This is a genomic window from Bacillus sp. FSL R7-0166, assembly GCF_038008935.1.
GTDB classification, from domain to species: Bacteria; Bacillota; Bacilli; order Bacillales; family Bacillaceae; genus Bacillus; species Bacillus altitudinis.
Genome location: NZ_JBBPAC010000001.1, coordinates 1063865 through 1088028, shown reverse-complemented (window position 1 = coordinate 1088028; position 24164 = coordinate 1063865). Strand labels below are relative to the sequence as shown.

Annotated in this window: 18 protein-coding genes; 6 read left to right on the top strand and 12 right to left on the bottom strand. The window is 42.5% G+C overall.

The genetic code is table 11. The annotated features are described in order from the left end of the window. The first annotated feature begins 42 nt into the window (after positions 1–42). The 4 genes from NST01_RS05490 to NST01_RS05475 all read left to right on the top strand — a co-directional run bounded on the left by NST01_RS05490 (position 43) and on the right by NST01_RS05475 (position 7304). On the top strand, positions 43–1884 hold the full coding sequence (locus tag NST01_RS05490) for a bifunctional homocysteine S-methyltransferase/methylenetetrahydrofolate reductase (RefSeq protein WP_144610193.1): 1842 nt from the start codon (positions 43–45) through the stop codon (positions 1882–1884). Next, a complete protein-coding gene (metH, locus tag NST01_RS05485) occupies positions 1868–5296 on the top strand; it encodes a methionine synthase (RefSeq protein WP_255233738.1) in 3429 nt (1142 codons plus the stop codon). Before NST01_RS05490 ends, metH begins: the two co-directional genes overlap by 17 nt. A 117-nt stretch (positions 5297–5413) precedes the next feature. After that, positions 5414–6349, top strand: a complete 936-nt coding sequence (locus tag NST01_RS05480) for a hypothetical protein (protein ID WP_008348558.1) — start codon at positions 5414–5416, stop codon at positions 6347–6349. 97 nt (positions 6350–6446) lie between these two features. After that, complete coding sequence (locus tag NST01_RS05475; protein ID WP_046343157.1) at positions 6447–7304, top strand: GNAT family N-acetyltransferase; 858 nt, start codon at positions 6447–6449, stop codon at positions 7302–7304. Positions 7305–7349: 45 nt separating this feature from the next. Here NST01_RS05475 and NST01_RS05470 read toward each other — a convergent pair whose 3' ends face one another. The 6 genes from NST01_RS05470 to NST01_RS05445 are packed head-to-tail and all read right to left on the bottom strand — an operon-like array spanning position 7350 to position 15660. After that, a complete protein-coding gene (locus NST01_RS05470; protein WP_008348563.1) occupies positions 7350–9164 on the bottom strand; it encodes an IucA/IucC family protein in 1815 nt (604 codons plus the stop codon). Between the two features lie 13 nt (positions 9165–9177). Continuing rightward, a complete protein-coding gene (locus tag NST01_RS05465) occupies positions 9178–10527 on the bottom strand; it encodes a lysine N(6)-hydroxylase/L-ornithine N(5)-oxygenase family protein (protein ID WP_019743127.1) in 1350 nt (449 codons plus the stop codon). After that, complete coding sequence (locus NST01_RS05460; RefSeq protein WP_008348567.1) at positions 10502–11056, bottom strand: GNAT family N-acetyltransferase; 555 nt, start codon at positions 11054–11056, stop codon at positions 10502–10504. Before NST01_RS05460 ends, NST01_RS05465 begins: the two co-directional genes overlap by 26 nt. Continuing rightward, positions 11053–12834: an IucA/IucC family protein gene (locus tag NST01_RS05455; protein WP_326114245.1), complete on the bottom strand. Its 1782-nt coding sequence runs from the start codon at positions 12832–12834 to the stop codon at positions 11053–11055. The genes NST01_RS05460 and NST01_RS05455 overlap by 4 nt, the downstream gene beginning before the upstream one ends. Further along, positions 12831–14327, bottom strand: coding sequence for a pyridoxal phosphate-dependent decarboxylase family protein (locus tag NST01_RS05450; RefSeq protein WP_326114243.1), 1497 nt, complete (start codon positions 14325–14327; stop codon positions 12831–12833). The genes NST01_RS05455 and NST01_RS05450 overlap by 4 nt, the downstream gene beginning before the upstream one ends. Beyond that, positions 14314–15660, bottom strand: a complete 1347-nt coding sequence (locus tag NST01_RS05445) for an aspartate aminotransferase family protein (protein WP_017360200.1) — start codon at positions 15658–15660, stop codon at positions 14314–14316. The genes NST01_RS05450 and NST01_RS05445 overlap by 14 nt, the downstream gene beginning before the upstream one ends. A 387-nt stretch (positions 15661–16047) precedes the next feature. Between NST01_RS05445 and NST01_RS05440 the strand changes: the two genes are divergently transcribed. Beyond that, on the top strand, positions 16048–16584 hold the full coding sequence (locus NST01_RS05440) for a serine O-acetyltransferase (protein ID WP_008348575.1): 537 nt from the start codon (positions 16048–16050) through the stop codon (positions 16582–16584). Between the two features lie 168 nt (positions 16585–16752). Here NST01_RS05440 and NST01_RS05435 read toward each other — a convergent pair whose 3' ends face one another. From NST01_RS05435 to NST01_RS05425, 3 genes are all read right to left on the bottom strand, one after another. Then, a complete protein-coding gene (locus NST01_RS05435) occupies positions 16753–17028 on the bottom strand; it encodes a hypothetical protein (protein ID WP_056705153.1) in 276 nt (91 codons plus the stop codon). A gap of 63 nt (positions 17029–17091) precedes the next feature. After that, complete coding sequence (locus NST01_RS05430; RefSeq protein WP_056705151.1) at positions 17092–17652, bottom strand: GNAT family N-acetyltransferase; 561 nt, start codon at positions 17650–17652, stop codon at positions 17092–17094. Between the two features lie 14 nt (positions 17653–17666). Beyond that, a complete protein-coding gene (locus NST01_RS05425; protein ID WP_056705149.1) occupies positions 17667–18533 on the bottom strand; it encodes an AraC family transcriptional regulator in 867 nt (288 codons plus the stop codon). A gap of 113 nt (positions 18534–18646) precedes the next feature. Between NST01_RS05425 and NST01_RS05420 the strand changes: the two genes are divergently transcribed. Next, complete coding sequence (locus NST01_RS05420) at positions 18647–20023, top strand: MATE family efflux transporter (protein ID WP_144610196.1); 1377 nt, start codon at positions 18647–18649, stop codon at positions 20021–20023. Between the two features lie 245 nt (positions 20024–20268). Here the strand turns inward: NST01_RS05420 and NST01_RS05415 are convergent, their stop codons facing one another. Genes NST01_RS05415 through NST01_RS05405 form a run of 3 tightly spaced genes read right to left on the bottom strand, consistent with a single transcriptional unit; the run spans position 20269 to position 24090 of the window. Further along, positions 20269–21108 carry a phytoene/squalene synthase family protein gene (locus tag NST01_RS05415; RefSeq protein ID WP_065460110.1) on the bottom strand — a complete coding sequence of 280 codons (840 nt, stop codon included), beginning with the start codon at positions 21106–21108 and terminating at the stop codon, positions 20269–20271. Next, positions 21101–22576, bottom strand: coding sequence for a phytoene desaturase family protein (locus NST01_RS05410; RefSeq protein WP_250026587.1), 1476 nt, complete (start codon positions 22574–22576; stop codon positions 21101–21103). Before NST01_RS05410 ends, NST01_RS05415 begins: the two co-directional genes overlap by 8 nt. Beyond that, entirely contained in the window at positions 22573–24090 is a 1518-nt protein-coding gene (locus NST01_RS05405; RefSeq protein WP_008348593.1) for a phytoene desaturase family protein, read from the bottom strand. Before NST01_RS05405 ends, NST01_RS05410 begins: the two co-directional genes overlap by 4 nt. Between the last annotated feature and the right edge of the window lie 74 nt (positions 24091–24164).

Sequence of the window (24164 nt, the reverse complement as noted above, 5' to 3'; positions counted from 1 at the left end):
TCAGAAGGCTTTTTTTGTTACATAGAAATAAGGAGGAAACCAATGGGCCTATTACAAGACTTACAAAATCGCGTACTGATTGCTGATGGAGCAATGGGAACACTTTTATACTCTTATGGCATTGACCGTTGCTTTGAAGAATTAAATTTATCAAAAGAAGATGAAGTCAAAAGAGTGCACGAGGCATATGTGCAAGCTGGAGCGGACATTATTCAAACGAACACATACGGTGCGAATTATATTAAACTATCCCGCTACGGTTTAGAAGAAGAAACAAAACGCATTAACACAAAAGCTGTACAAATTGCCAAAGCAGCCGCTGGCTCAGCTTATGTCCTTGGAACGATCGGTGGCATTCGAACATTTAACAAAAATGCCTACTCTTTAGACGAGATTAAACGGAGCTTTAGAGAACAGCTCTATATCCTTTTAAATGAAGAGCCTGATGGATTACTGCTTGAAACATATTACGATATTGAAGAAGCAAAAGCCGTTCTTGAGATTGCTCGCAAAGAAACAGCGCTTCCGATTGTCATGAACGTCTCCATGCATGAGCAAGGTGTATTGCAGGACGGGACACCGCTAAAAGACGGTTTATCTGAATTATCCTCACTTGGCGCTGATGTCGTCGGCATTAACTGCCGGCTGGGCCCTTATCATATGATTCAGGCACTTGAAGGTGTTCCACTTTTGGAAAATTCTCATTTATCTGTCTATCCAAACAGCAGTCTCCCCTCCCTTGAAGAAGGCAGACTCGTCTATGATACAGATAATGATTATTTCCGAAAAAGTGCACTTGAGTTTAGAAATCAGGGCGCACGAATCATTGGAGGCTGCTGCGGAACAACCCCTCAGCATATTAGCGCCATGGCTGAGGCGGTCAAAGATTTAGCACCTATCACCGAAAAAGAAGTGAAAATATTAAAAGAAGAAATCATTTCCATCCAAGATCAACGGACAGAACCAGGTCTTGACGAGCTGGCTGTGAAAAAACGTTCGATTATCGTCGAGCTAGACCCGCCGAAGAAGCTGAACTTTGAAAAATTCCTCGTCGCAGCGAACGAATTAAAAAGTGCAGGCATTGATGCCCTCACACTGGCCGATAACTCTCTAGCTACCCCGCGTATTAGCAATGTGGCATGCGGCGCTTTATTAAAACAGCAGCTTAATATGCGTTCACTTGTCCATATCACATGTCGTGATCGCAATTTGATTGGACTCCAATCCCACTTAATGGGGCTGGACACACTTGGACTAACCGATATTTTAGCCATCACAGGCGATCCGTCTAAAATTGGAGACTTCCCAGGTGCGACATCTGTGTATGATTTAACCTCCTTTGATTTGATCCGTCTGATCAAACAATTTAACGAGGGACTATCTTTCTCCGGGAAGCCGCTCGGGAAAAAGACTAATTTTTCAGTGGCTGGCGCGTTTAATCCAAATGTCCGTCATATTGATAAAGCAGTCAAACGCCTCGAGAAGAAAATCGAATACGGTGCCGATTATTTTATTTCACAACCTGTATACTCTGAGGAACAGCTTGTGAAGATTCATGAAGAAAGCCGACATTTAGATAAACCGATTTACATCGGTATTATGCCGCTAACAAGCAGCCGAAACGCAGAGTTTATTCATCATGAAATTCCCGGCATTAAATTGTCTGACTCGATTCGTGAGATTATGGCCAAGGCAGGCGAAAATAAAGAAAAGCAGCGGACAGAAGGGTTAGCGATTGCCCGCTCTTTATTAGATACAGCTTGCGAATTGTTTAATGGTATCTATTTAATTACCCCTTTCCTTCGATCAGATTTAACAGCAGAACTGACAACTTACATCCATCAGAAAGAAAAGGAGCCAAACATCCATGCCAACTATCACTGAACAGCTCAAAAAACGCATCCTCGTCCTTGACGGTGCAATGGGCACAATGATTCAAAACGCCGATCTCACAGCAGAGGATTTCGGCGGAGAAGAGTATGAGGGCTGTAACGAATATTTAAACGTCACAGCCCCTCACATTATCTCCACGATTCACCGGCAATACCTAGAGGCAAGTGCTGACCTCATTGAAACAAATACATTCGGTGCGACGAAGCTCGTTCTCGATGAATATGGACTTGGCCATCTCGCCTATGAATTGAACGTAAAAGCAGCTCAGCTGGCAAAGCGTGAAGCAGACCGTTTGTCGACGCCAGACTGGCCCCGCTTTGTAGTAGGCGCAATGGGGCCCACTACAAAAACATTATCCGTGACAGGCGGCACAACGTTTGAAGAGCTCGTTGCAAATTATGAAGAACAAGCCCGCGCCCTGATTGATGGGAAATGTGATGCTCTTCTTTTAGAAACGAGTCAAGACATGCTGAATGTCAAAGCTGGATTTAAAGGCATTCAAGAAGCCTTTCACGCAACCGGTATTGAGCTACCACTGATGGTGTCAGGGACGATTGAGCCGATGGGCACTACCCTTGCCGGTCAAGATATTGAAGCCTTTTATATCTCACTTGAGCATATGAAACCAATCAGCGTCGGCTTAAACTGTGCAACTGGTCCAGAATTTATGACAGACCATATCCGTACACTCTCCTCCATCTCAAAGTCGGCTGTCAGCTGCTATCCAAACGCTGGTCTCCCAGATGAAGAGGGGCAATATCACGAATCCCCTGCTTCGCTTGCTAAAAAAATCGCCGCTTTTGCAAAAGAAGGCTGGTTAAATATCGTCGGCGGCTGCTGCGGTACAACGCCTGCACATATTCAGGCATTGTCAGATGAAGTACGTTCGCTTCAGCCCCGCAGCATGTCGCATGAGTCATCACCGCATACCGTATCAGGAATCGAGCCCCTCATTTATGAAGAAGCGATGCGCCCCCTCTTTGTTGGTGAGCGCACAAATGTCATTGGTTCACGCAAATTCAAACGGCTCATCGCAGAACAAAAGTTTGAAGAGGCAGCAGAAATTGCTCGTGCTCAAGTGAAAAATGGCGCTCACGTCATTGATGTGTGTCTAGCAGACCCTGATCGTGATGAGATAGCAGACATGGAAGGCTTTTTAAAAGAAGCCATGAAAAAAGTGAAAGCTCCTTTTGTCATTGATTCAACCGATAAACATGTCATCGAAAAAGCACTCATGTATTCTCAAGGAAAAGCCATTATTAATTCTATTAATTTAGAGGATGGAGAAGAGCGCTTTGAAGAGATTCTTCCGCTTGTCAAGCTATATGGCGGCGCACTTGTTGTTGGAACAATCGATGAAACAGGGATGGCCGTCACAGCAGATCGAAAACTTGAAATTGCCGTAAGATCCCATGACCTGCTCACGAAAAAATATGGAATCCCTGCGAGTGATATCATTTTTGACCCGCTTGTCTTTCCAGTAGGTACTGGAGACGAACAGTATATTGGTGCTGCTGAAGAGACGATTAAAGGCATTGAGCGAATCAAAGCAGCACTGCCTGAATGTCTCACCATTTTAGGCATTAGTAACGTGTCTTTCGGACTCCCGCCAGTTGGCAGAGAAATATTGAATGCCGTTTATTTGTATCACTGCGTCAAAGCAGGACTTGATTATGCGATCGTGAATACTGAAAAGCTTGAACGCTTTGCTTCAATTCCAAAGGAAGAAATCAAGCTGGCTGAAACTTTACTTTATGAAACAAATGATCAAACCCTTGCTGAGTTCACCCAATTTTATCGCGGGAAAAAGAAAACAGAGAAAAAACCAAAGATCTCCTTATCGCTTGATGAAAGACTGGCACTCTATGTCGTCGAAGGGACGAAAGAAGGCCTGATTGATGACCTTGCCCTTGCTTTGGAGAAATTTGAATCACCTCTTCATATCATCAATGGACCATTAATGCAGGGAATGTCAGAGGTTGGGCGCCTTTTTAATCAAAACGAATTGATTGTAGCTGAAGTGCTTCAATCCGCTGAGGTCATGAAAGCATCTGTTTCATACCTTGAGCAATTTATGGAGAAAAAGGACGCAAGCGGCAAAGGGAAGATTCTCCTCGCCACCGTCAAAGGCGATGTCCATGATATAGGGAAAAACCTGGTCGACATCATTTTGAGCAATAATGGCTTTCACGTCGTCGATCTCGGAATCAAAGTAACCCCACAAACATTGATTGAAGCGGTGCAAAAAGAAAAGCCAGATATGATTGGATTATCAGGTTTACTTGTCAAATCAGCACAGCAAATGGTCTTGACCGCTCAAGATTTACAAAAAGCAAACATCTCTGTTCCCATTTTGGTGGGCGGCGCGGCGCTTTCACGGAAGTTTACGAAGATGAAAATTTCGCCTCAATATGATGGCCCCGTCCTTTACGCCAAAGATGCAATGGACGGCCTGTCTTTAGCGAATGAATTAAGAACGAACCCTCTTCAATTTCAAACAAAACCCTTAGAGGATCAAGAAACACTCCATAAGGAAAAAGAAACAAAGCAGCCAAAAGCCGTGATTGAATTACTAGAAAAACGCGCGACACTTCCGGAGGCAGCGATATTCACGCCAGAAAATACGAAACGCCATTATGTACGGGATATTGATTTGCACCACATTATGCCCTATGTCAATGAGCAAATGCTGATCGGCCATCATCTCGGTTTAAAAGGAAAGGTCAAAAAGCTCTTGGCTGAACAGCATCCAAAAGCATTGGAGTTAAAACAACTGATCACAGATCTTCTTCAAGAAGGCAGAGAGAAAAACTGGTTTGCACCTGCATTCGTCTATCAATTCTTCCCTGCCAATTCAAATCGGAATGACCTGCATATCTATGATCCAGAAGCGCCTGACCGCGTCATTGAGACATTCCAATTTCCAAGACAGGAAAAACTTCCGTACCGGTCTATTTCTGATTATGTGCGGAAAAGCGGAGAGAACGAGAAAGATTATATCGCCTTATTTGCAGTGACGGCTGGTGCCCGCATACGAGAAGTTGCGCAGCAATTTAAACAAGAGGGTGACTATTTAAAAATGCATGCGGTCCAAGCTTTAGCACTTGAGCTTGCAGAAGGCTTGGCTGAACGAACGCATCAAGTAATTCGTGATAAATGGGGATTCCCAGACCCAGTCGATTTCACGATGGAGAAACGGTTCCAAGCCAAATATCAAGGTCAGCGCTATTCCTTTGGCTATCCAGCGTGCCCTAATCTAGAAGACCAAGAAAAACTATTCCATCTGCTGCAGCCAGAAAAAATCGGGATTCATCTCACAGAAGGATTTATGATGGAGCCTGAAGCATCCGTTTCAGCCATTGTCGTTTCTCATCCTGAAGCTCGATATTTTAACGTTCACTAAAAAAACCTCCTGAATTGGAGGTTCTTTTTATAATTAAAAATGGAATAAATATGAAAAATTACGTTTATTTACCGATATTATAAATGAAAGTCATTTACTTAAAAGGAGATGTTTGTCATGTTCAAAAAGAAGATCGGGGTTTTATTGCTCACAGGCCTCTTTATCGCTAGCCCTCTTTTCCAATCACCTGCTCAAGCAAGTGAAACGTCTACGAAACAAACAAAATATTATACAGAAGAATTGGAGCATCTGTATCCAGACAGTGATTATGCAAACAATGATACGATGGACAAAGCTCAATTCTTACAGCACTCTCTTCATCTAAACAAGACCTATTTATATCACGAAGGCAGTATCTCTTCTATGAATGACATTGATTTTTACCGGTTCACCAGCTCTAAATTTGATGGAGCAGATGGCCGCTTTTCTATCAAACTCGTCAATGTGAAAGCTGGAAATGATTTCGATCTTTATCTTTACAATCAGAGCGGGTCACTCGTGTCTTCCTCTGTGCGAACAAACAACCAAAATGAAATCATCCATATGCCGAAAATTGCCGCCAGTACTGACTACTATTTAGCCGTCAAACCAAAGCAATTATTAAATGAAGAGGACAACATGTATCGTATTGTCTTTGATAAAAGTATTGAAAAAGGCACAACGAAACGATATGGATCACCTGCCACATTGAATAGTTTCAATGAAGCCGGATCTCCCAATTCTTCTTTTGATTTAAGCAGCTTGCCGCAGGATGCCGTTGTCACTGGCCTGTCATTAGAAGCTGAAAAAGGTAGTACAAATGCATATAATTATGTATTCACCGTCTCTTCCTTAAAAGGCGGAACAGTGAACGTACCTTGGAACGGTCAAAAAGTTGACATCTCTTCTTATAAAACAAGTCAAGTGCCGGCAAAAGACCGCTTTTTTGTTTCTTTTAATGCAACCGAGGTTCCTCAATTGATCGGTGGACGGTTAATCAAAGTAGGCGTTGTCTCAATTAAGAACTTACAGCTCACCTTTGAATATGAATACAACCGTGACCTCAATTATTAAACTAGACAAAAGGAAAAGGTATCCCCTTTTCCTTTTTCTTATGCGTTCTTATGGTACGATACATAGAGAGAAATCAGCTAAGAAGGAGTTGCGTGTATTGCCAAACGTTATTCAACGATCTTTAACCCTTGATGACATACCAGACCTTGTCGCATTGTCAAAAGAGGTCGATTGGCCTGATTACAATGCGGAAGAGCTCACATCTCTTTTAACAAATGGACACTTTACCGGTTTTACAACAACTGACGGACAAGTCATTTCATGCGCTGGACTTTTTCAGTATGACAGTGTGGCATCAATTGGAGCGGTCATTGTATCTGAGACACATCGAGGCCTCGGTCTTGCCCGTCAAATGATTGACACACTGCTTCGTCATAGTGATCCAAGTGTCCCTGTCGTTTTAACGGCTACTGTACAAGGACAGCCAGTTTATGAAAAAATCGGCTTTCAGACAGCCGGTTATATTCATACATACAAAGCACAAAAAACAAATCCTAGTGCGCTTCACCCGTCACATCAGATTCACCTTTTTCCCGCTGATGAAACGCACCTCCCGTCTATTGAAAGGCTGGATGAAAAAGGCGCAGGGACCAATCGATCAAACTTCTTAATAAAGCGAATGGAGCGAGCAGCATTTAAACTGATCGCAAAGGATGAACACCACGAAATCACCGGCTTCGCGTTTGGTGTGGAAACACCAGCTAATCTGATGATTGGCCCGCTTGCAGCAAACGATGAACAAACGGCGCTATCACTCATTCAATCACTTCTCACGTCTTATTCTGGCGCCTTTCGTTTAGATATGCAGGAAGAAACAGCTGAACGCCTGCATACATCACTTGTAGAAGCAGGATTTACGAAAACAAACGTCGCACATTTTATGATGATTCGCGGGAACGAAAAGCAGAACGATCCGGCGCTTCTCTATTTCCTGGCCTCACAAGCATTTTCATAAAAAATCAAAAAGCTGTAGACAGATGTTGTCTACAGCTTTTTGATTTTATTTTTCGCCTACGGATGAGAGAACTTGAGCGAGTGCATTTGTGACCTTGCCATGCTCTGATGCATGCGGCCGGTCATCTCCGTCTCCATAGCCGTAATCAATCATGCGATTACGGTTTAAGCAAAGCTTTGTCAGCTGAGGCTGGAATAGATCAAATAAAGCAAAACGATCTTTTAGCTGTGGAAATTGCTTTTGATACTGCTGAATTTCTTCTGCAAGCAAGCGCCAAAGCGTCGTTTCATCTAACAGATTGTGATTGTCTAACACATTTGACACGTAACGAAGATTGCAAATAAACAGACCCGTAAAAATAAATTGTACAAGACCCTCAGGCGGCTCACTACGCAGCACTTCCTTTAGATCTTCTTCTAATGAAGCCAATTCAGGCAGCGGTTGATCACTAATGTTCACGTCATCCACAAAATCTTTGATCGCCAAACGATGCGGCTTGTGATCTTTTAATACAAGAATTGTATTTTGTCCGTGCGGCGAAAACACCGTGCCGTATTGATACATAAAGTGCAGAAGCGGCGGCATGACAACATGGAAGAATGACGCCATCCATTCTTTTGCTGACAGACCCGATTTTTCAATGAGCTGCTTTAGATAAGGCTCGCCTTCATGATCCTCATACGTCAGTGCCGCCAGCGTAACAGGGCTCTCCCCTTCATCTAAATACGTATAAATGCTTTCTCTAAAAATGACCCCAAGCATTTCAAGGTATTGATATGGCGCACCAGGTAGCTTGCTGTAATAAGGATGATCAACATTGATACTCGCATTCTCACCTGGTAAAATCACGCGGCATACATCGGATAAAAAGGCGTCTTGATCGGCAATTCCTTTAATATGCGCTGTAATACGAGGTGCAATCACCGTACGTTCTGATGGGAGCCCCCGGTACACTAGCGTATTTAAAATACTCATTGGCAGTTTAATATGATGCTTGCCTTTATTTGAGATGTTTGTAAAGGTTCTGATCGATTGCTGTGGAATATATTGATCCAGCCCTTCTCCTAAATACACGATACGGCGCATGGCCAAATCTTCGGGGAAATGCTGGATGATCATATGCGTCCACTGCCATTTATGAACAGGCATCATATAATAATCAGCCGCATTCAGCCCTTCATCCTTTAACACACGTTGGAATTGACGAATCGTGACTTCGTCTAATTCTTTGGCAATGATGTGCTCATAGTTCTCATGATCGACCGCATGGAAAGTCGCAAGTTCTCGGTGAACAGCAATCCAAGACAGCTGCACACATTCCTGCCTTTCAGGTGCATAGGCTAAGTAATCTTCGTAGCTGAACCCAATACGCCCTTTGTTATAGACGATCCACGGATGACCAGTCATCTCGCCTTCAATCCATGCATAATCTGTATCTGTTAGCTCATCTGCACGAAGTGCTTTTTTCGACAGCAAATGAACATCCGCTAACAAGGTATGGTGAAGCTCTTTGATCAGATGTCCAGTTGTTTCAGAAGACATTGGGATGATCGGCTGAATGTCTAGTAAAAACACAATGGCACTAACATCCTTTGTCCATATTCCGTCTTGACAGCACTCGATCGATTCAGCAATCGTATCAAAACTATCAAACAAACGAGGTTTTGCGAGATAACGATATTTCTTCTGTTCGTGAATGATTAATTCATATTGGGCGATGCCATCCTGATGATCTAGCTGAACGGGATGAAGCATATCCTCATACATATATTCGGACAGCATTTTTGCCACCATTCGCTGGTTTGCTTTTTTCCAAGCAGCAGGATTGACCGCTTTTTTCAATTCATCTTGTACACTCATCGGTTCATCCTCCTTACCCTTTGATTTCTTCAAATGTATTTGCGTGTTTATGTGTACCGAATGTCTGGAAAACATGCTTTTGATAAAGTGGATACACAGGTCGACGAGCCAGTTCATTGATAATGACACTGTTTCGGTACGCCCCTAGCCCTAAATCTGGTGCGCCTACTCCATGTGTATGAAGCTCTGCATTTTGTACAAAAATATCATTTTCACCTAATGAGTTTGTTTTCAATCGATATTCACGTTCAACCTGGAAGCGTCCTTGATGATCCCACTGAATATGATGGGAAATCGGATCAATAAATGGCGGTAATACAGATTGATAGCCCGTTGCCAAGACGACAATGTCTGTCTCATGCGTAAAGGATTCCTCTTTGACCCATTGATTGCATGAAAGCGATAAGCCGTCCCTCGTTTCCTCAATCAAATTGACCTCCGTCATCGCCTGCAGCACGGTGTTCAGCTGCTCTCCGCAAGCAGAACGTTCATAAAGCAAGTGATAAATATCTCGGATCATCGCTGAGCTGATGCCTTTATACAGCAAATCTTGCTGCTTTAATAGCGCATCTTTTTTAGGTTGCGGAAGCTCATAAAAGAAATCAATATAGTCTGGAGAGAAATACTCAAGACCCAAATTTGAATATTCCATTGGGAAAAACCCTTTAGAGCGTGTAAACCAATGAATATCCTTCGCCTCATCGTCTGATAAAATGTCATAGAATACTTCTGCCGCACTTTGACCAGAACCGATGACCGTCACGGATTTTCCTTTAAAACAGCCTTCTTTCTTTCGTTTCAAGTAATCAGCAGAATGAAACACCCGATCCCCTAAAGCTGGCTGAAGAGGTGCTGGTACCGCAGGCTGTGTGCCGATACCTAAAACAAGATGCTTACTTTCAAACACCTCTACCGTTTGATCTTTCACATGACGGACATGCACTTCATATCGTTTTTCTCCAGCTTTTTCAACGATGGAGACAGATTCGACATTCATGCCAAATCGGCAAGAATCTAATTGATCCGCGACCCAGCGGCAATAATGGCTATATTCCTTGCGCGGGATATGGAAGTCTTCTAGAAAGTAAAATGAATACAAACGGTTTTGTTCCTGCAAATAGTTGAGAAAGCTATATTTGCTTTTCACATCCGCCATACTGACAAGATCCGCTAAAAAGGGGACTTGAAGTGTTGTCCCTTCAATGAGCATACCTGGATGCCAGTGGAACGCTTCACTTCTTTCAAAAAACAAAGCGTCAATTTCGTTTACTTCTTCAGATAATGCAGCAAGCCCTAGGTTAAATGGTCCAATGCCAATCCCAATGACATCCACTACATTATTTTGCTTGTTGAACCGCGTCATGGTTATACTTCCTTTCAAATCGATCTCGATGACAAAACATTAAAAGACCTGTTTTATCTGGTAAAGTGACTGGTTTCACACGTTCGAATCCACACTTTTCAAAGACATGAATCATTTTTTCGTTCCGAATATCTGGCTCAGCCACGATTTTTTCTGTTCGTTTGTTCTGCTCAAACTGAAATGCTGTCATGGCTTGAAGCAGCGGAGCCGCAAATCCTTTCCCTACATAATCTGGCTCTCCAATTAACAGGTGAATGCCTTGATCATGCGGAGAAGGCTGATAGTACGATTCAATGATATCCCCTTTCACATTGTATGCTTCAAAATAGCTCATCGGCGTGCCATCAATGGTTCCTAAATAAAGGGTTTGATGCGGATCATGAATGGCCTGATAAAAGTGCTTTTCAAAAGCAGGAAATGGAATATTCAAATGCCAAAATGGGTGGACATACTCTTCTTGCATCCACTTGTGGACAAGCTGGACGTCCCGTTCATATTCAGCGCGAATGAACCCAATTCGATGCCTCATCCAATCAGCGCCTCCTCATGTAAAAAGAGCGGATTCAACACAGACGTGTACCTGGATTGCGTTTCTAAAGAACCCGTCAGCTCATCCATATCTTCAAACCTCGTGAGTAAGTTCGCTTTTGAAGGCAGCTCCTGTGACCGAAGAAGACTGTTCGTCAGCTCAGATGCACCATATGTCTCTTCATGCGCAAGCAGTGTGTCTCTAATCAGGGCTAATAAATCTTCTTCTTTTGCAAGCCCCTCTGTACCAAAACCATTCACAAGACCAAACAAATGATTAAAGAAGAAATAGTAACGCAGTCTCTCAACCGCTACATCGTCTGCACAAATGGTCTCACTTCTGACGCTTAAGTTTTGAACAAGCTTCGCAAGCTGATCCTTTTTCGATTCGCTATAATAGTAGCCTTGATTGTCACGATAATAGAATGTGTGCGGATATCCATTCTTTAGCTGTACGACAGCATTTTGCTGATGGGCTTCAAGGGCAAGACCATACGTTTCAAACAGCCAAAGCATCGGCTCTAACGAAATCGATAAATATTGTGTGAACCAATCACGGCTGACATCTTCTGTTGATCTGCCTTCAGCGTCTGCTAATTCATGAATAATGCCTGAAAGGCGTGATTTTTCTCCGTATGCATGATCCTGACATAGCCCTGCAATTAAGCTTGCCCCTTTTTCATGATGCAAAAATGGATTTTGACGAATGACGACTTCAAAGCCAGATTCCGCCTCATCCCCTTGAATAGATAGATACGCAGGATCTTCAATCACACGGAATCCAGAAAATTTGTCATATAAAGAAACGCCTAATTCTGTTTTTAAGATACGAGACATCTCAACTCCACGATCAAGTTCCTTTTGTTTGTTAACGCGTAAAGAGTTTGTGATCTTTACAGGGACAGAGAATTTGAGCATGTACGCAGAGTCTTTTTGATAAACCGTTCTAAAGGAAGATGTCGCTGTGTATTCAGACCCTAGTGGCCCTAAATACGCCAGCTTTCCGTCCTCTATATAACGCTTGACGAACGCTTTCTCCATCACCACTTGGACTTGCAGCGGATGAATCGGAATCAGGACATATTGACCGCCTTCTGTTAACGTCGTCAGTCTCTCTTTTTCTTCTGGCATCTGGCGCATGAGCTCCTCAAACATGAGGCTTGCCGCAGACTGTGAAATTGAAGAATCCTGAAGTACAATTGACGGATGTGCTTTAAAGTAATGAAGCTGGAAAGAGCCTTTCAGCTCTGGAGAATAAATAGCTTCCTCCTCTTCTGTCATTCCTTGTCTGCTTTTTGGTGTAGGATGCGTTAAATGTCCAAGAAGAAGTGACTGCTCCGCTTCAATATATTCAAAATCAGCTGAAGAAAGAGCCGCTCGATCACTTTCCCTCTCTCTAATGAATCGTTCAATATTCCGGCAGCTTAAAATGATGCGAAGCATGAACTCATCCTCTGCATCTGTGCGGCCGTATTCAATGAGAAGTTCCTTTGAACATAAAGCAACAAGTGTGGTGTAATCGATAATCGTTCCCTGTTGCTCACTGCCTTGCGGGCGAAAGCGAACGGGAAAATCAAAGAGATGACGGCCTACAGGCGAAAAATATCGAATCGGAATGACAAGCTCAAGATCTTGTTTTGCTAATGCTGCTACAAATACAAGTGATCCGTCTGCTTTTGTCTCTTTCTTTGCAGATCGATCAATTCCTGTTTCACGTAAAAAACAATTTAAAAAACTTTGCATCGTTGCATTTTCAGCCATTTGTTTATATTGACTCAACGTAGTACCCTCCCGGATTGAATATGAGCGATCCCGATATCAACAATGTCAGAAAGGATTTCCTCAATATGTGTAATAGTCGTTCTCGGATTTAACAAAGTAAATTTTAAGCAAGTTTGACCATCGGCTACTGTTTTTGCTATGACAGCCGTTCCTGTTTGGAAAAGTGTGCGATGAATGATTTTATTGATGTCCTCTGCTTGTTGATCATCTATAAAACGAAACACGACTGCATTGATTTCTGGATCAGGATTGATCACCTCAAGATGCTCATTTTTCTCAATCAACGTAGCCACATCTTTCGCAAAATGGATGGTATGGTCAATGATACTTGCAAATCCTTCTTCTCCAATCATACGCAGAGAGAGAAGGAGTTTTAGCGCATCAAACCGGCGCGTCGTCTGAACAGATTTATTCACGAGATGCAGAATGCCTTCCAGTTCATCTTCCTTTGGATTGAGATAATCTGCGTGGTAATCAATCAAACCAAAATGTCTCTTATCCTTTAGTAAAAATGCCCCGCAGGAGATCGGCTGATAAAATTGCTTATGAAAGTCAATCGTGATCGAATCAGCCAGCTCGATGCCATCTAATTTTCCTTGGAAGGTTTTGCTTAATACAAGCGCTCCTCCATAGGCAGCATCTGCATGAATCCACAAACCGAAAGGCTTCACCATGTCATATATGTCACGTACAGGATCAATACTGCCAAAATCAGTTGTCCCGCAAGTCGCCACGACTGCAAATGGAAGCAAATCCTGCTCTTTAAGCTCCATAAGCTTCTTCTGCAAATCATGCAGGTCCATTCGGTGATGTTCGTCCGTCTCAACTAACACAACAGCCTGTTCACCTAAACCTAGCTGAGATGCTGATTTTTTCACAGTGAAGTGGGCATTCTTGGAGCAAAGAATCCGCATACGGTTTGCCTCGCTCGGCAACCCTTTCTGCTGTACATTCCATTGCCAAATGTTTTCGCAAAATGCATCTCTTGCTAAAAGCAGTCCCATGTAGTTAGATTGGGTTCCACCGCTCGTAAAGGTCCCATCTGCTCGTTCTCCATAAGAAAACTTTTCACATAACCACTTGAGGATTTCCTCCTCAACCAAAGATGCAATGCCGCTTTGATCAAAGGAATCCATTGATTGGTTAAAGGAGCTTACGATCACCTCTGCTGCCAGAGCAGGAATAAGAGGTGGGCAATGCAAATGTGCCAGGCATTTAGGATGTGACACATCAACTAAATGCGGTAAAAGGTGATTTTTTATATCTTGAAAAACAGACTCAATGGATTCACCAGCCGGTTGAATCTGGAATAACGATTCGACATGAGCCGCTAATTTCCCAGGCAATATTCCGCTATATGGTCCTCTGCTTGTTTGCCACTCTGCCAGTAAGCTGTCGATGGATGTGTAGAGAGCCGCTTGGAAGGACTCCCTCCCAAGCTGGCTTTGTTGAATAAATAATGAATCGACGGATGGTTTAGTTGACTGCATCGTAAACTGCCTCTTTAAAAATCGTGATGACTTTTTCAAGCTGTTCTTCTGTCATGATCAAAGGTGGTAAGAATCGAATCACACTTCCAAAACGGCCTCCTGTCTCCACAATTAAGCCTTTATCAAAACAATTCTTTTGAATGAGACTGGCTAGCTCTGGATTTGCTGGATAACTGCCGTCCACATCCTGTTTCTCATCTGGATTCACAACTTCAACACCAATCATTAATCCTCTTCCTCGCACATCACCGAGAGCAGGCACTTGTTTTTGAATGTCTTTTAGATTCGCCTGCATACGCTGACCAAGCGCTTCTACATGATCAAGCAGATTGGTTTCTTTTATATATTTAAGCGTAGCAGTTCCAGCTGCCATCGCCATTTGATTTCCTCTAAACGTGCCAATGTGTGCACCTGGATTCCATTGATCTAAGTCTTTGTCATAAATCACAACGGATAGCGGAAGGCTTCCCCCAATTGCTTTTGATAACACAATGACATCTGGCACAATACCAGCATGTTCAAAGGCAAACATCTTACCCGTTCGGCCGATGCCTGATTGAACCTCATCAATAATAAGTGGAATTCCTTTTTCTTTTGTGATTCGTCTCATTTCTTGTATCCATTCAATTGATGCCGGGATGGAGCCGCCCTCCCCTTGGACCGCTTCAAAGATCATGCCTGCTGGCGGAAGAATTCCACTCTCAGGGTCATTTAATACACGCTCAATATAAGAGCTGGAAATGCGATGTGAATCTTTACCGCCAATTCCAAATGGGCAGCGGTATTCATATGGATAAGGCAGGAAGTGAACATCTGGCATTAATCCTTGTACTTTTTCCTTTGGCGATAAGTTGCCGCTTAATGACATCGTGCCATGCGTAGCACCATGATATGCTCCGTGGAATGATAGAATGGAACGATTTCCCGTCGCTGTCTTGACTAATTTAATTGCTGCTTCTATAGCATCACCACCAGTTGGTCCACAAAATTGAATTTTTGCTCTTTTTGCAAACTCTTCTGGCAAGTGAGAAAAAATCTCATTCACAAATTCTTCTTTAATCTCTGAAGTGATGTCCAGCGTATGCAACGGTCTTTTTTCATGAAGCATACGTTCAATAGCATCTATAACAACCGGGTGATTGTGACCAAGGGCAAGTGTTCCTGCACCTGCTAGGCAGTCATAAAATTCTCTACCATCTGCATCTGTCACGATCATACCTTCGGCTTTTTGCATGGCTAATGGGAACCGTCTCGGGTAAGACCTTGCATTAGATTCTCTTTGACTTTGTTGCTCTAAAAATTGCTGATTTTTAGAAACGGTTTTGATGGACATAATAAAACACTCCTCCAATTGATAAAGATTATCATTTTCATTTACTAGCCTAGAGGATGTAAGATACGAAAGTCAATTGTATTCAAAAAGATGATTCTAAAAGCATATGAATGCTATATTCTCTTTTTAACGAGTAATTTCGTGTATTTTTTACAAACATCTACAGCCATAAGGGCGATGTAACGTTTGAGTATGAAAAATATTGAAAAAAATTACAAAACAATTCTCCTGGTTCTTTTGCTCTATGCGTTGTAGCTCCCTTGCTTGATACGCGACGGCCGAATGAAATGAATGCAGTAAAACAAAAAATGAACGTTATTTTATCTTGATATAAATGGGTATGATGGTATAATTTCTCTGAAACGAAAGGGAATCGAGGGAGATCTGATGATTTTAACGAAGCATGACCTTCACCACTACTTGGCACAAGATCAGAAAGCACTTGCCATCAATCGAAAAAGACCAAAGTGGCTTGGGGATGATATTTGGAAATATCAAAGATATTTACGAAAATATGAGTACTATACGAATAGCGGTGCTACGTTACGCAAATGGTTTTATCGTTACTTACATAAAAAGAAAGGCATGCAGCTTGGCTTTGATATCCCAATTGGTGTATTTGGACCTGGGCTCAGAATCAACCATACTGGGCTGTTGATTGTGAACAAGCACGCCAAAATCGGATCGTTTTGTGATATTCATCAAGGCGTGAATATCGGTCAAAACCATCATGAAAAAGATGTGCCCGTCATTGGAGATCATGTATGGATCGGCCCTGGCGCTAAACTGTTTGGAAATATTTATATTGCGAATCATATTTCCATCGGAGCAAATGCAGTAGTGAATCGCTCCTTTCATGAAGAGCGGATTGTCATTGCAGGTGTCCCTGCTCAAAAAATAAAAGAAAAAAGCCCTTCTTTATGAAGGACTTACTTGACCAAAGCAGTGAGCCACATGAGATAAAATAAGATGGTTAAACATGAGGATCATCTTGACCGCGCCCCATCACCATTGATCCTAAGATGCTTTGGCGCAATCAAACCATCAATCGGTAGCAACTTGAAGTGAAACAAATCGCCACAGCCGTACTCTCTAATTTGCGTTGGAGTACCCGAAGATCAGCATGAGAAAGTACAAGACAAAGACGAGGATGGCAATCGCATAGATGAGAATGGACACAATCAGTACTGTCCAGCCCAACCCTTTTCTTCCTGTTTGAATGAGATATATTCCAAGTGTGAAGAGCCCGAGTAAAAGGCCTAAGATGGCCCATAACCATTTATTTTTCCCGTGTTTTGGTGCATCAACGAATAGGTAGATTGCGACTAATATGGATACAAACCAACCTGTAATCCATTTCACATTCATCCGCCACCCTTCTTTTTCAATTTATTGAATCTTACTATACTTTTTTCCTAATCTTAAAAACAACTATTCAAATGAATGGTGCGGAAGGCTTTGCCATTCTTCTCTTAGCATCCCATACCGCATCGAATCATAATAATCCCCTTGATAGTAACGAACCTTACGCAGTCTTCCCTCAAGGATAAACCCGCATTTCTCTGCGCAACGCATCATGCGTTCATTTCCAGACCAGGTGGTCAGACCGATGCGTGGGATATCGATGTGTGAAAAGAGTTCATCGATCCATAGACGCAATGCCTTTGTTCCAACGCCCCCATTCCAAAAACGTGAGTCATAAATAAGAATCCCGCACTCCAGCCAGCGTGTGCGTTCATTCTCCCAATAATAAGAAACTGTGCCCTTTAATTCACCTCCTACATCAATGCCAAATAGTTTTGGCAGGACAGATTCATCCTGTAAATAGCGTTTTTTAAATGCAGCAAGCGATATGTCATGTTCAATAAAATACGGTGCATTCCACTTTCGATAGGCCTGGTCTGGTGCTTTAAACCTTAAATGCCATACCACTTCTAAATCGGTTTCGTCTAATGGACGTATGCTCACAATCTCTTCTTTTTTTCCTTTCATCTGTTCACGTTCCTTTACTTTGTCGTTCTTTTAGCAAGATGACGATACTCGATAGGCGTCATGCCTTCATTTTGCCGAAACAGCTTTGAAAAATAAGTAGGGTCATCAATGCCTACATGTTCTGCAATGAGAGCTATTTTTTCATTCGTTGAAGCAAGTAGGCTTTTGGCTTTTTCAATTTTGAGTCGATTGATGTACTGGCTCGGCGTCAGTCCGTACACGGTCTGCATGCACCTTGTCATGTAATCAGGATGATAATGAAGAATCTCTGCCAGCTTCTCCATCTTTAATTTTTGCGTAAAATGACGTTCAAGATAGTAAACCACTTCTGAAGCGACAGTCTCCTTTGCACTTGGAATATGAAATGCTTCTTTTTGTAAATGGATGAGCATTTCCTCAAATTGAAGCTGCTTTTTGAGCTGAAGTTCAGACGCATCATCATTTAAAGCGCGCATCGCTAAAAGATGCTTCTGTAGCACGCTTCCCCCTTTCACTTTTCCTTTTCGGGGCAGACGAAATTCATAGCTTGCTGCTTTTTCAAAAGTGGCTTGATTTTGCTTCATGTCAAACCAGTGTTCTCTCGGCCGATCTGTAAACTCAAATGGATCAATTGAGAAATGCAGCCACTCATAAAGTGTTTCTTCTTTGCATGGCAGATGTCCACCATGGGCAAGTCCCGGTGATAAGATGATATATTCTCCCTCTTTTACGTGATGAGGCACCTCGTCTTCTGTGATCCATAGTTCCCCTTTCGTGACATAAAGAAGATCAAATACGGTGAAAATTCTGGAGATATGTCGTTCTCCTGGATGGAATACACCTTTGCCTGAAGCAATATAGACTGGAAATGGCGGTACAGTAAATGTAATAAACGGACCCATATTCATCCCCTTATGAAGTCGGATTTCTCCAATAAGTTTCGGTTTCATCTCTTCTTATTATAGTCGATGCAAGGTACACTATAAATCGGATTTATACGAAAGAAGGCGATGTGATGAAACCACAAGCACTGACAATACAAAAGGTTCAAGCCAAAAGTGAAAAATCCCACCCTTCATTATTTGCATTAACTTGGCCTATTTTTATCGAAATCTCTTTATATATGCTGATGGGCAGCGCAGATACACTGATGCTCAGCCAGTATTCTGACAATAGTGTTGCCGCAGTAGGGGTAAGCAATCAGCTACTAAATCTATTGATTGTGATGTTCAGCTTCATTACGACTGGGACGACGATTGTCATTGCGCAGCTTTTAGGAGCGGGCCGCAATCAGGAAGCGACCCTAGTTGCCTATGTATCACTAGGCACCAACTTCCTCATTAGCTTTGTGATCAGTCTTCTTATGTTTGTGTTAGCTGTGCCCATCCTGCATATCATGGGATTATCAAGCGAGCTCATGCCAGATGCAACCGTCTTTTTACAGATTGTCGGCCTGCTGTCTTTTATACAGGCGCTCATTATGACCTATAGTGCTATTTTAAAAAGCTATGGATTCACGAGAGATACGATGTATGTCACCATCGGTATGAATCTGTTAAACGTTGCTGGTAATTATTTGGTCATCTTTGGACCATTTGGCTTCCCTGTATTAGGTGTCATGGGTGTTGCTCTTTCCACATCATTTGCACGGTTGATCGGTCTAACAGCCATGATCCTCATTGTTCGACACCGCATTGGATTGCGGTTTTCATTCAAGCGAATGTTTTACATCCAGCGAACGCATTTAAAAAAACTGCTAAAAATCGGCATTCCTTCTGCTGGAGAACAGCTTTCTTATAATGGCTCTCAAATGATTATTACGCTGTTTATCACATTTATGGGCACGCAAGCACTGGCAGCAAAAGTCTATACCCAGAATTTGATGATGTTCATTATGTTATTTGGTGCCGCCATTAGCCAAGGAACACAAATCTTAATCGGGCGCCTGATCGGGGCGAAAGAGTTTGATGCGGCCTATCGAAGATGCATGAAAAGCTTATACTGGGCCATTGCCATCTCACTTCTTTCTTCGACTGCTTTATCTTTATCATCGACGCATTTACTTACTTTTTTCACTAGCAACAGTGAGATCATTCAAATCGCGAGCCTCCTCCTCATATTGACGATTGTTTTAGAGCCTGGACGTTCTTTTAATATGGTCATCATCAACTCCTTGCGGGCAGCTGGTGACGCGAAGTTTCCTGTCTATATGGCGATGATTTCAATGTGGGGCATCGGCCTTCCGATCGCTTATTTATTAGGCATTCAACTTGAGATGGGCCTGATCGGGGTTTGGATTTCTTTTATCGTGGATGAATGGGTAAGAGGTATCTTCATGTATAGGCGGTGGCGTTCAAGGGTGTGGACGGATTATCGATTTACTTCCACATAAAAAGGACTGCGGGTGCAGTCCTTTCAGATTGTTGTCAAAGGGCTAAAATGAACTTTATTTTAGCCCTTTGTCTTCTTTTCAGCGTGATAGAAAACCTTTGCAGCCCTAGGAAGGACGAGCATCGGCGCGGAGCGAATTTGACATTCGTGAGCACCGAAGCGCAGGACTGACACCGAATGCGAGGGTTTGTCTACACGCTGAAAGGGCTAAAACGAACTTTATTTTACCCCTTTGTCTTCTTTTCATTACGTAATATCTTCTAAAATAAGTGCTTTTTCTTGTGTTGAAATATATGACCGCTTCGTAAAGACGCGGTATTCGTTTTCTCTAGTTTTATCTAGAATAGCCTTATAAAAGTGAGCAGCTGCTTTCACTGGTATCCTTGAATAAAGTGGGAATTCATGGAGATGGTCAAAAAATTCCTCATAGTATGCCTCTGCCTCAAACGCAATATATTCCCATACGTGCTGGAAGGCTTGATTGACGATCCCTTCTTGTAATTCTTGCTCTGTATACCCAAATTGATCCATGACTTGTTTTGGCAAATAAATGCGGTTCCTTTCCGCCTTATCCTCACCAATGTCTCGAAGAATATTGGTCAACTGCATGCCAATCCCAAGGGAAATCGCTGCTTCTTTTAGCTGTTCTTTTTTACGCGGTGCAATGATCGGAAGCAACATTAATCCAACTGTACTTGCGACATGATAGGAATAGATGAGCAGTTCATCTAACGTTTCATACCGGTGCTGCTCTAAATCCATCTCCTGCCCTCGCAGCAGGTCACGGAATGGGGATTCATCCATACGAAACTGTTGAAATGTATACTCCAGCGCCACCCACATTGGATCATCACGATCTACTTCTCCTTGCAAGAAACGTTCAAATGCCTCCTGAAAAAACGCCAGTTCTTCCTTTGGTGAAGGAGACTCATCTACAATGTCATCCGCTCTCCTACAAAAGGAATAAACAGCCCAAACAGCCTGTCTTTTCTTTTTAGGCAGCATGGAAAAGGCACGATAAAACGTTTTTGAATGGGTTTGAATGGTCTCTTCACATATTTTCAATGCTGTTTGTACATCAACCACTTAGCTTCACTTCCTTTCTGTTGTTCAGATCTTTAAGCAGTACAGAAGCCATGAGCTTTGCACTTTGCATCACGATCGGTACCCCGCCGCCGGGATGGATGGATGCACCTACCGCATATAGATTGTCTACCTCTGCAACCTTTACCTGCGGGCGAAACACACCTGATTGAAACAAATTAGGAGCGAGGCCAAAGCTGCCGCCTTCAAACAATCCTTCTCGCATTGAATCATTCGGTGTTCTCACCTTTTTCCAGACAACCGCCTCTCGCAGCTGTGGAAAGCCTCTTTTCTCAAGACGCTCCACCATTTTATCCACAAAGTCTGTCTCTTGTTCCCAGTTGATGTGATCTCCTGATGGAACAGGAATGAGCATATATAGGACACTGCTGCCTTCTGGGGCAAGGGATGGATCGATGGTCGATGGATTAAAAGTATAAAATGATGGATCTTGAGGTATCGTTTTCGTTTGGAACACCTCTCTCATATGCTGATCAAAGTGTTCTCCCATGAAAAATTGATGAACAGGTGCTTCATCGTATACTTTGTTTAACCCTAGATACACCATCACGCAGCCGGAGGATGGAACGTATTTACGCCGGTCTTGTTCACCTAAACCAAGTTGTTTTAACGCCGCTGGATAATCTCCGTTCATCACAAATGCATCAGCTGCTATGTGTTCATCATTTATTTTTGCCTTGACCACACGTTTCCCCTCAAACTCAAGTTGTGCGACTTCTTCACTTTTTCTTATGTGTACACCCGTCTTTAAGAGCTGTCTCTCCAATATATCTACTAAACTCGCATATCCGCCTTTTAAATAGTAAATTCCGTGTGCGTGCTCACTATATGAAACAAGCGAATAAATGGCAGATGCTTCATACGGATTTCCTCCGACATAGAGGGTTTGAAGTGCATATGCATCTCGGAGGCGCTCATCCGAAAAATATTTTTTGAGAGAACTTTGAACGGTTCGATATGCTTTTAATTTCATTAAAATCTTCATGTTCGCTTTTGTAAAAAAGGTTCGTTTTTCATGAAATGATTTTTCTAGAAAAGCTTGCTGCCCTTCTTGAAACCGATCCGTCATTTCTTGCATAAATTTTAAATATCCCTGTTCTTCCTTTGGAAATACACGTTTGATTTCTTCTAGTTGTCGCCGTGTATCAGAGTATTTCGTGTAGGAGGTTCCATCTTGATAGTGGATCGTATACAGCGGATCGAGCTGCAAGAGATCAAGAGATGTTTCATCAATGCCTACGTCATGTAAAATGCCTCTTAACATATCAGGAAGTAGGACAATGGTCGGACCTTCATCTACTTTATATCCTTTCTCACGTACAAAAGCAAGTCTCCCGCCGAGCCGTTCATTTTTTTCAACAAGGGTGACATCATGTCCAGCTTTTTTTAAATAGAGGGCTGAGATCATTCCGCCAATACCGCCGCCAGCAATCAATATATGTTTTTTCATGAGGCGCTCCCCTTTTCTTCATGTGGCACTCTTTTGTGCGTATGTTTCTCTTTTGACAGAATCGCATTTGTCGTGATACGCGCTGATTCTAAAATGGTTGGCAATCCGCTCCCTGGGTGGGTTCCTCCACCAACGAGCCAGCAATGTTTCAACTCATCAAATTCATTATGCGGCCTGAGTACCATCATCTGCGTCAACTGGTGACCAAGATTAAATGTAGCTCCTTCATACACGTACAGCTCTTCTTCCCAATGCTTCGGCGTGATCATCCGCTCGACTTCAATATGCTGCCTGATATTCTTAAAGCCCGTTTTCCGCTCCAGTGTATCCAGCACAAGCTCTCTAAATTCTTCTTGATGCGCTTCCCAGTCAATACCGCTTTGATTATTGGCAACGGGTGCTAACACATAAAGAGCGGACTTGCCTTTTGGCGCAAGCGAATCATCTGTCACACTTGCATTTTGAATATAAATGGACGGATCATCCGGTAGCTCAAAGGTTTTCGTAATTTCTTTGACGAACTTCGCATAGTCATCGGAAAAAACGATGGTATGATGCGGCTCATCATATATCGTATCTAAACCTAGGTACAGCATAAAGGTGGAGCATGAGAATTTTTTCTTTTTCAGTTTCTTCTCGCTATATTTCTTTAAAAGACCTGGCTCTACAAGCTTTGTCATCACGTGTGCAAAATCACCATTTACGACCACCTCATCTGCCTGTATTTCTTCACCAGTTTCTAAGCGAATGCCCTTCACTTTCCTGCCTTCCGTCAGCAACTTTTCAACTCCAGTTGATAGATGAAGGGTAGCCCCAGATTCAACAGCTGCCTTTGCCATCGCTTCTGACAGCTGATTCACTCCGCCTTTCGGATGATAAACGCCTGTGTCATGCTCCATAAAGGAAAGAATTGAGAACGCTCCTGGGCATTCCCAAGGTGACATCCCTAAATATTTTGATTGGAATGTAAAGGCATATTTCACTGATTCATTTGAGAAATAATCCGACAGCACATCATATAAGCTTTTATTTAATGAGAGCTGAGGAAGTGCTTTTATGACTTTTGGACGCAAATAATGATGGAAACGATCCATTTTACTTTGTAGAATCGGCGTTAGGCGGTCCATTTTTCGTTTTGTGTCATTCATAAAACGTACATACCCTTCGCCCTCACCAGGTGCAAAGGCTTCTAGTCGTTTGTACATTTCGTCTCGATCTCGAATCATATCAAGCTTCTCATCTTGAAAGATTAATCTATACATTTCTTTTAATTCAATCACATCTATATAATCATAGAGATTTTTACCGGCAAAGGTGAATAGTTCCTCTGCAATATGAATCATACTGAGAAAAGTAGGACCTGTATCAAACGTGAAATCACCAAGTTGAAACTTAGAGTTACGTCCGCCAACAAAGGACTGTTTTTCATATATATGAACATCATGTCCTTTGCTTTGCAACATCATAGCTGCTGCAAGTCCCCCTGGTCCTGCTCCGATCACAATGATTTTCATTATCCTTTTTCCTCCAAATTAATTCACTTTAAGTTAATTATACAAATTGAAACGGTTAGTTCAACTTTTGATGT

Bases quoted from the DNA above. Each gene is read 5' to 3' on its own strand.
- metH (WP_255233738.1), top strand. From the start codon at position 1,868: ATGCCAACTATCACTGAACAGCTCAAAAAACGCATCCTCGTCCTTGAC.
- NST01_RS05480 (WP_008348558.1), top strand. From the start codon at position 5,414: ATGTTCAAAAAGAAGATCGGGGTTTTATTGCTCACAGGCCTCTTTATC.
- NST01_RS05435 (WP_056705153.1), bottom strand. From the start codon at position 17,028: ATGAATGTGAAATGGATTACAGGTTGGTTTGTATCCATATTAGTCGCA.
- NST01_RS05430 (WP_056705151.1), bottom strand. From the start codon at position 17,652: ATGAAAGGAAAAAAAGAAGAGATTGTGAGCATACGTCCATTAGACGAA.
- NST01_RS05450 (WP_326114243.1), bottom strand. From the start codon at position 14,327: ATGCAGTCAACTAAACCATCCGTCGATTCATTATTTATTCAACAAAGC.
- NST01_RS05460 (WP_008348567.1), bottom strand. From the start codon at position 11,056: ATGAGGCATCGAATTGGGTTCATTCGCGCTGAATATGAACGGGACGTC.
- NST01_RS05440 (WP_008348575.1), top strand. From the start codon at position 16,048: ATGATTTTAACGAAGCATGACCTTCACCACTACTTGGCACAAGATCAG.
- NST01_RS05405 (WP_008348593.1), bottom strand. From the start codon at position 24,090: ATGAAAATCATTGTGATCGGAGCAGGACCAGGGGGACTTGCAGCAGCT.
- NST01_RS05465 (WP_019743127.1), bottom strand. From the start codon at position 10,527: ATGACGCGGTTCAACAAGCAAAATAATGTAGTGGATGTCATTGGGATT.
- NST01_RS05410 (WP_250026587.1), bottom strand. From the start codon at position 22,576: ATGAAAAAACATATATTGATTGCTGGCGGCGGTATTGGCGGAATGATC.
- NST01_RS05445 (WP_017360200.1), bottom strand. From the start codon at position 15,660: ATGTCCATCAAAACCGTTTCTAAAAATCAGCAATTTTTAGAGCAACAA.
- NST01_RS05425 (WP_056705149.1), bottom strand. From the start codon at position 18,533: ATGGGTCCGTTTATTACATTTACTGTACCGCCATTTCCAGTCTATATT.
- NST01_RS05420 (WP_144610196.1), top strand. From the start codon at position 18,647: ATGAAACCACAAGCACTGACAATACAAAAGGTTCAAGCCAAAAGTGAA.
- NST01_RS05470 (WP_008348563.1), bottom strand. From the start codon at position 9,164: ATGAGTGTACAAGATGAATTGAAAAAAGCGGTCAATCCTGCTGCTTGG.
- NST01_RS05490 (WP_144610193.1), top strand. From the start codon at position 43: ATGGGCCTATTACAAGACTTACAAAATCGCGTACTGATTGCTGATGGA.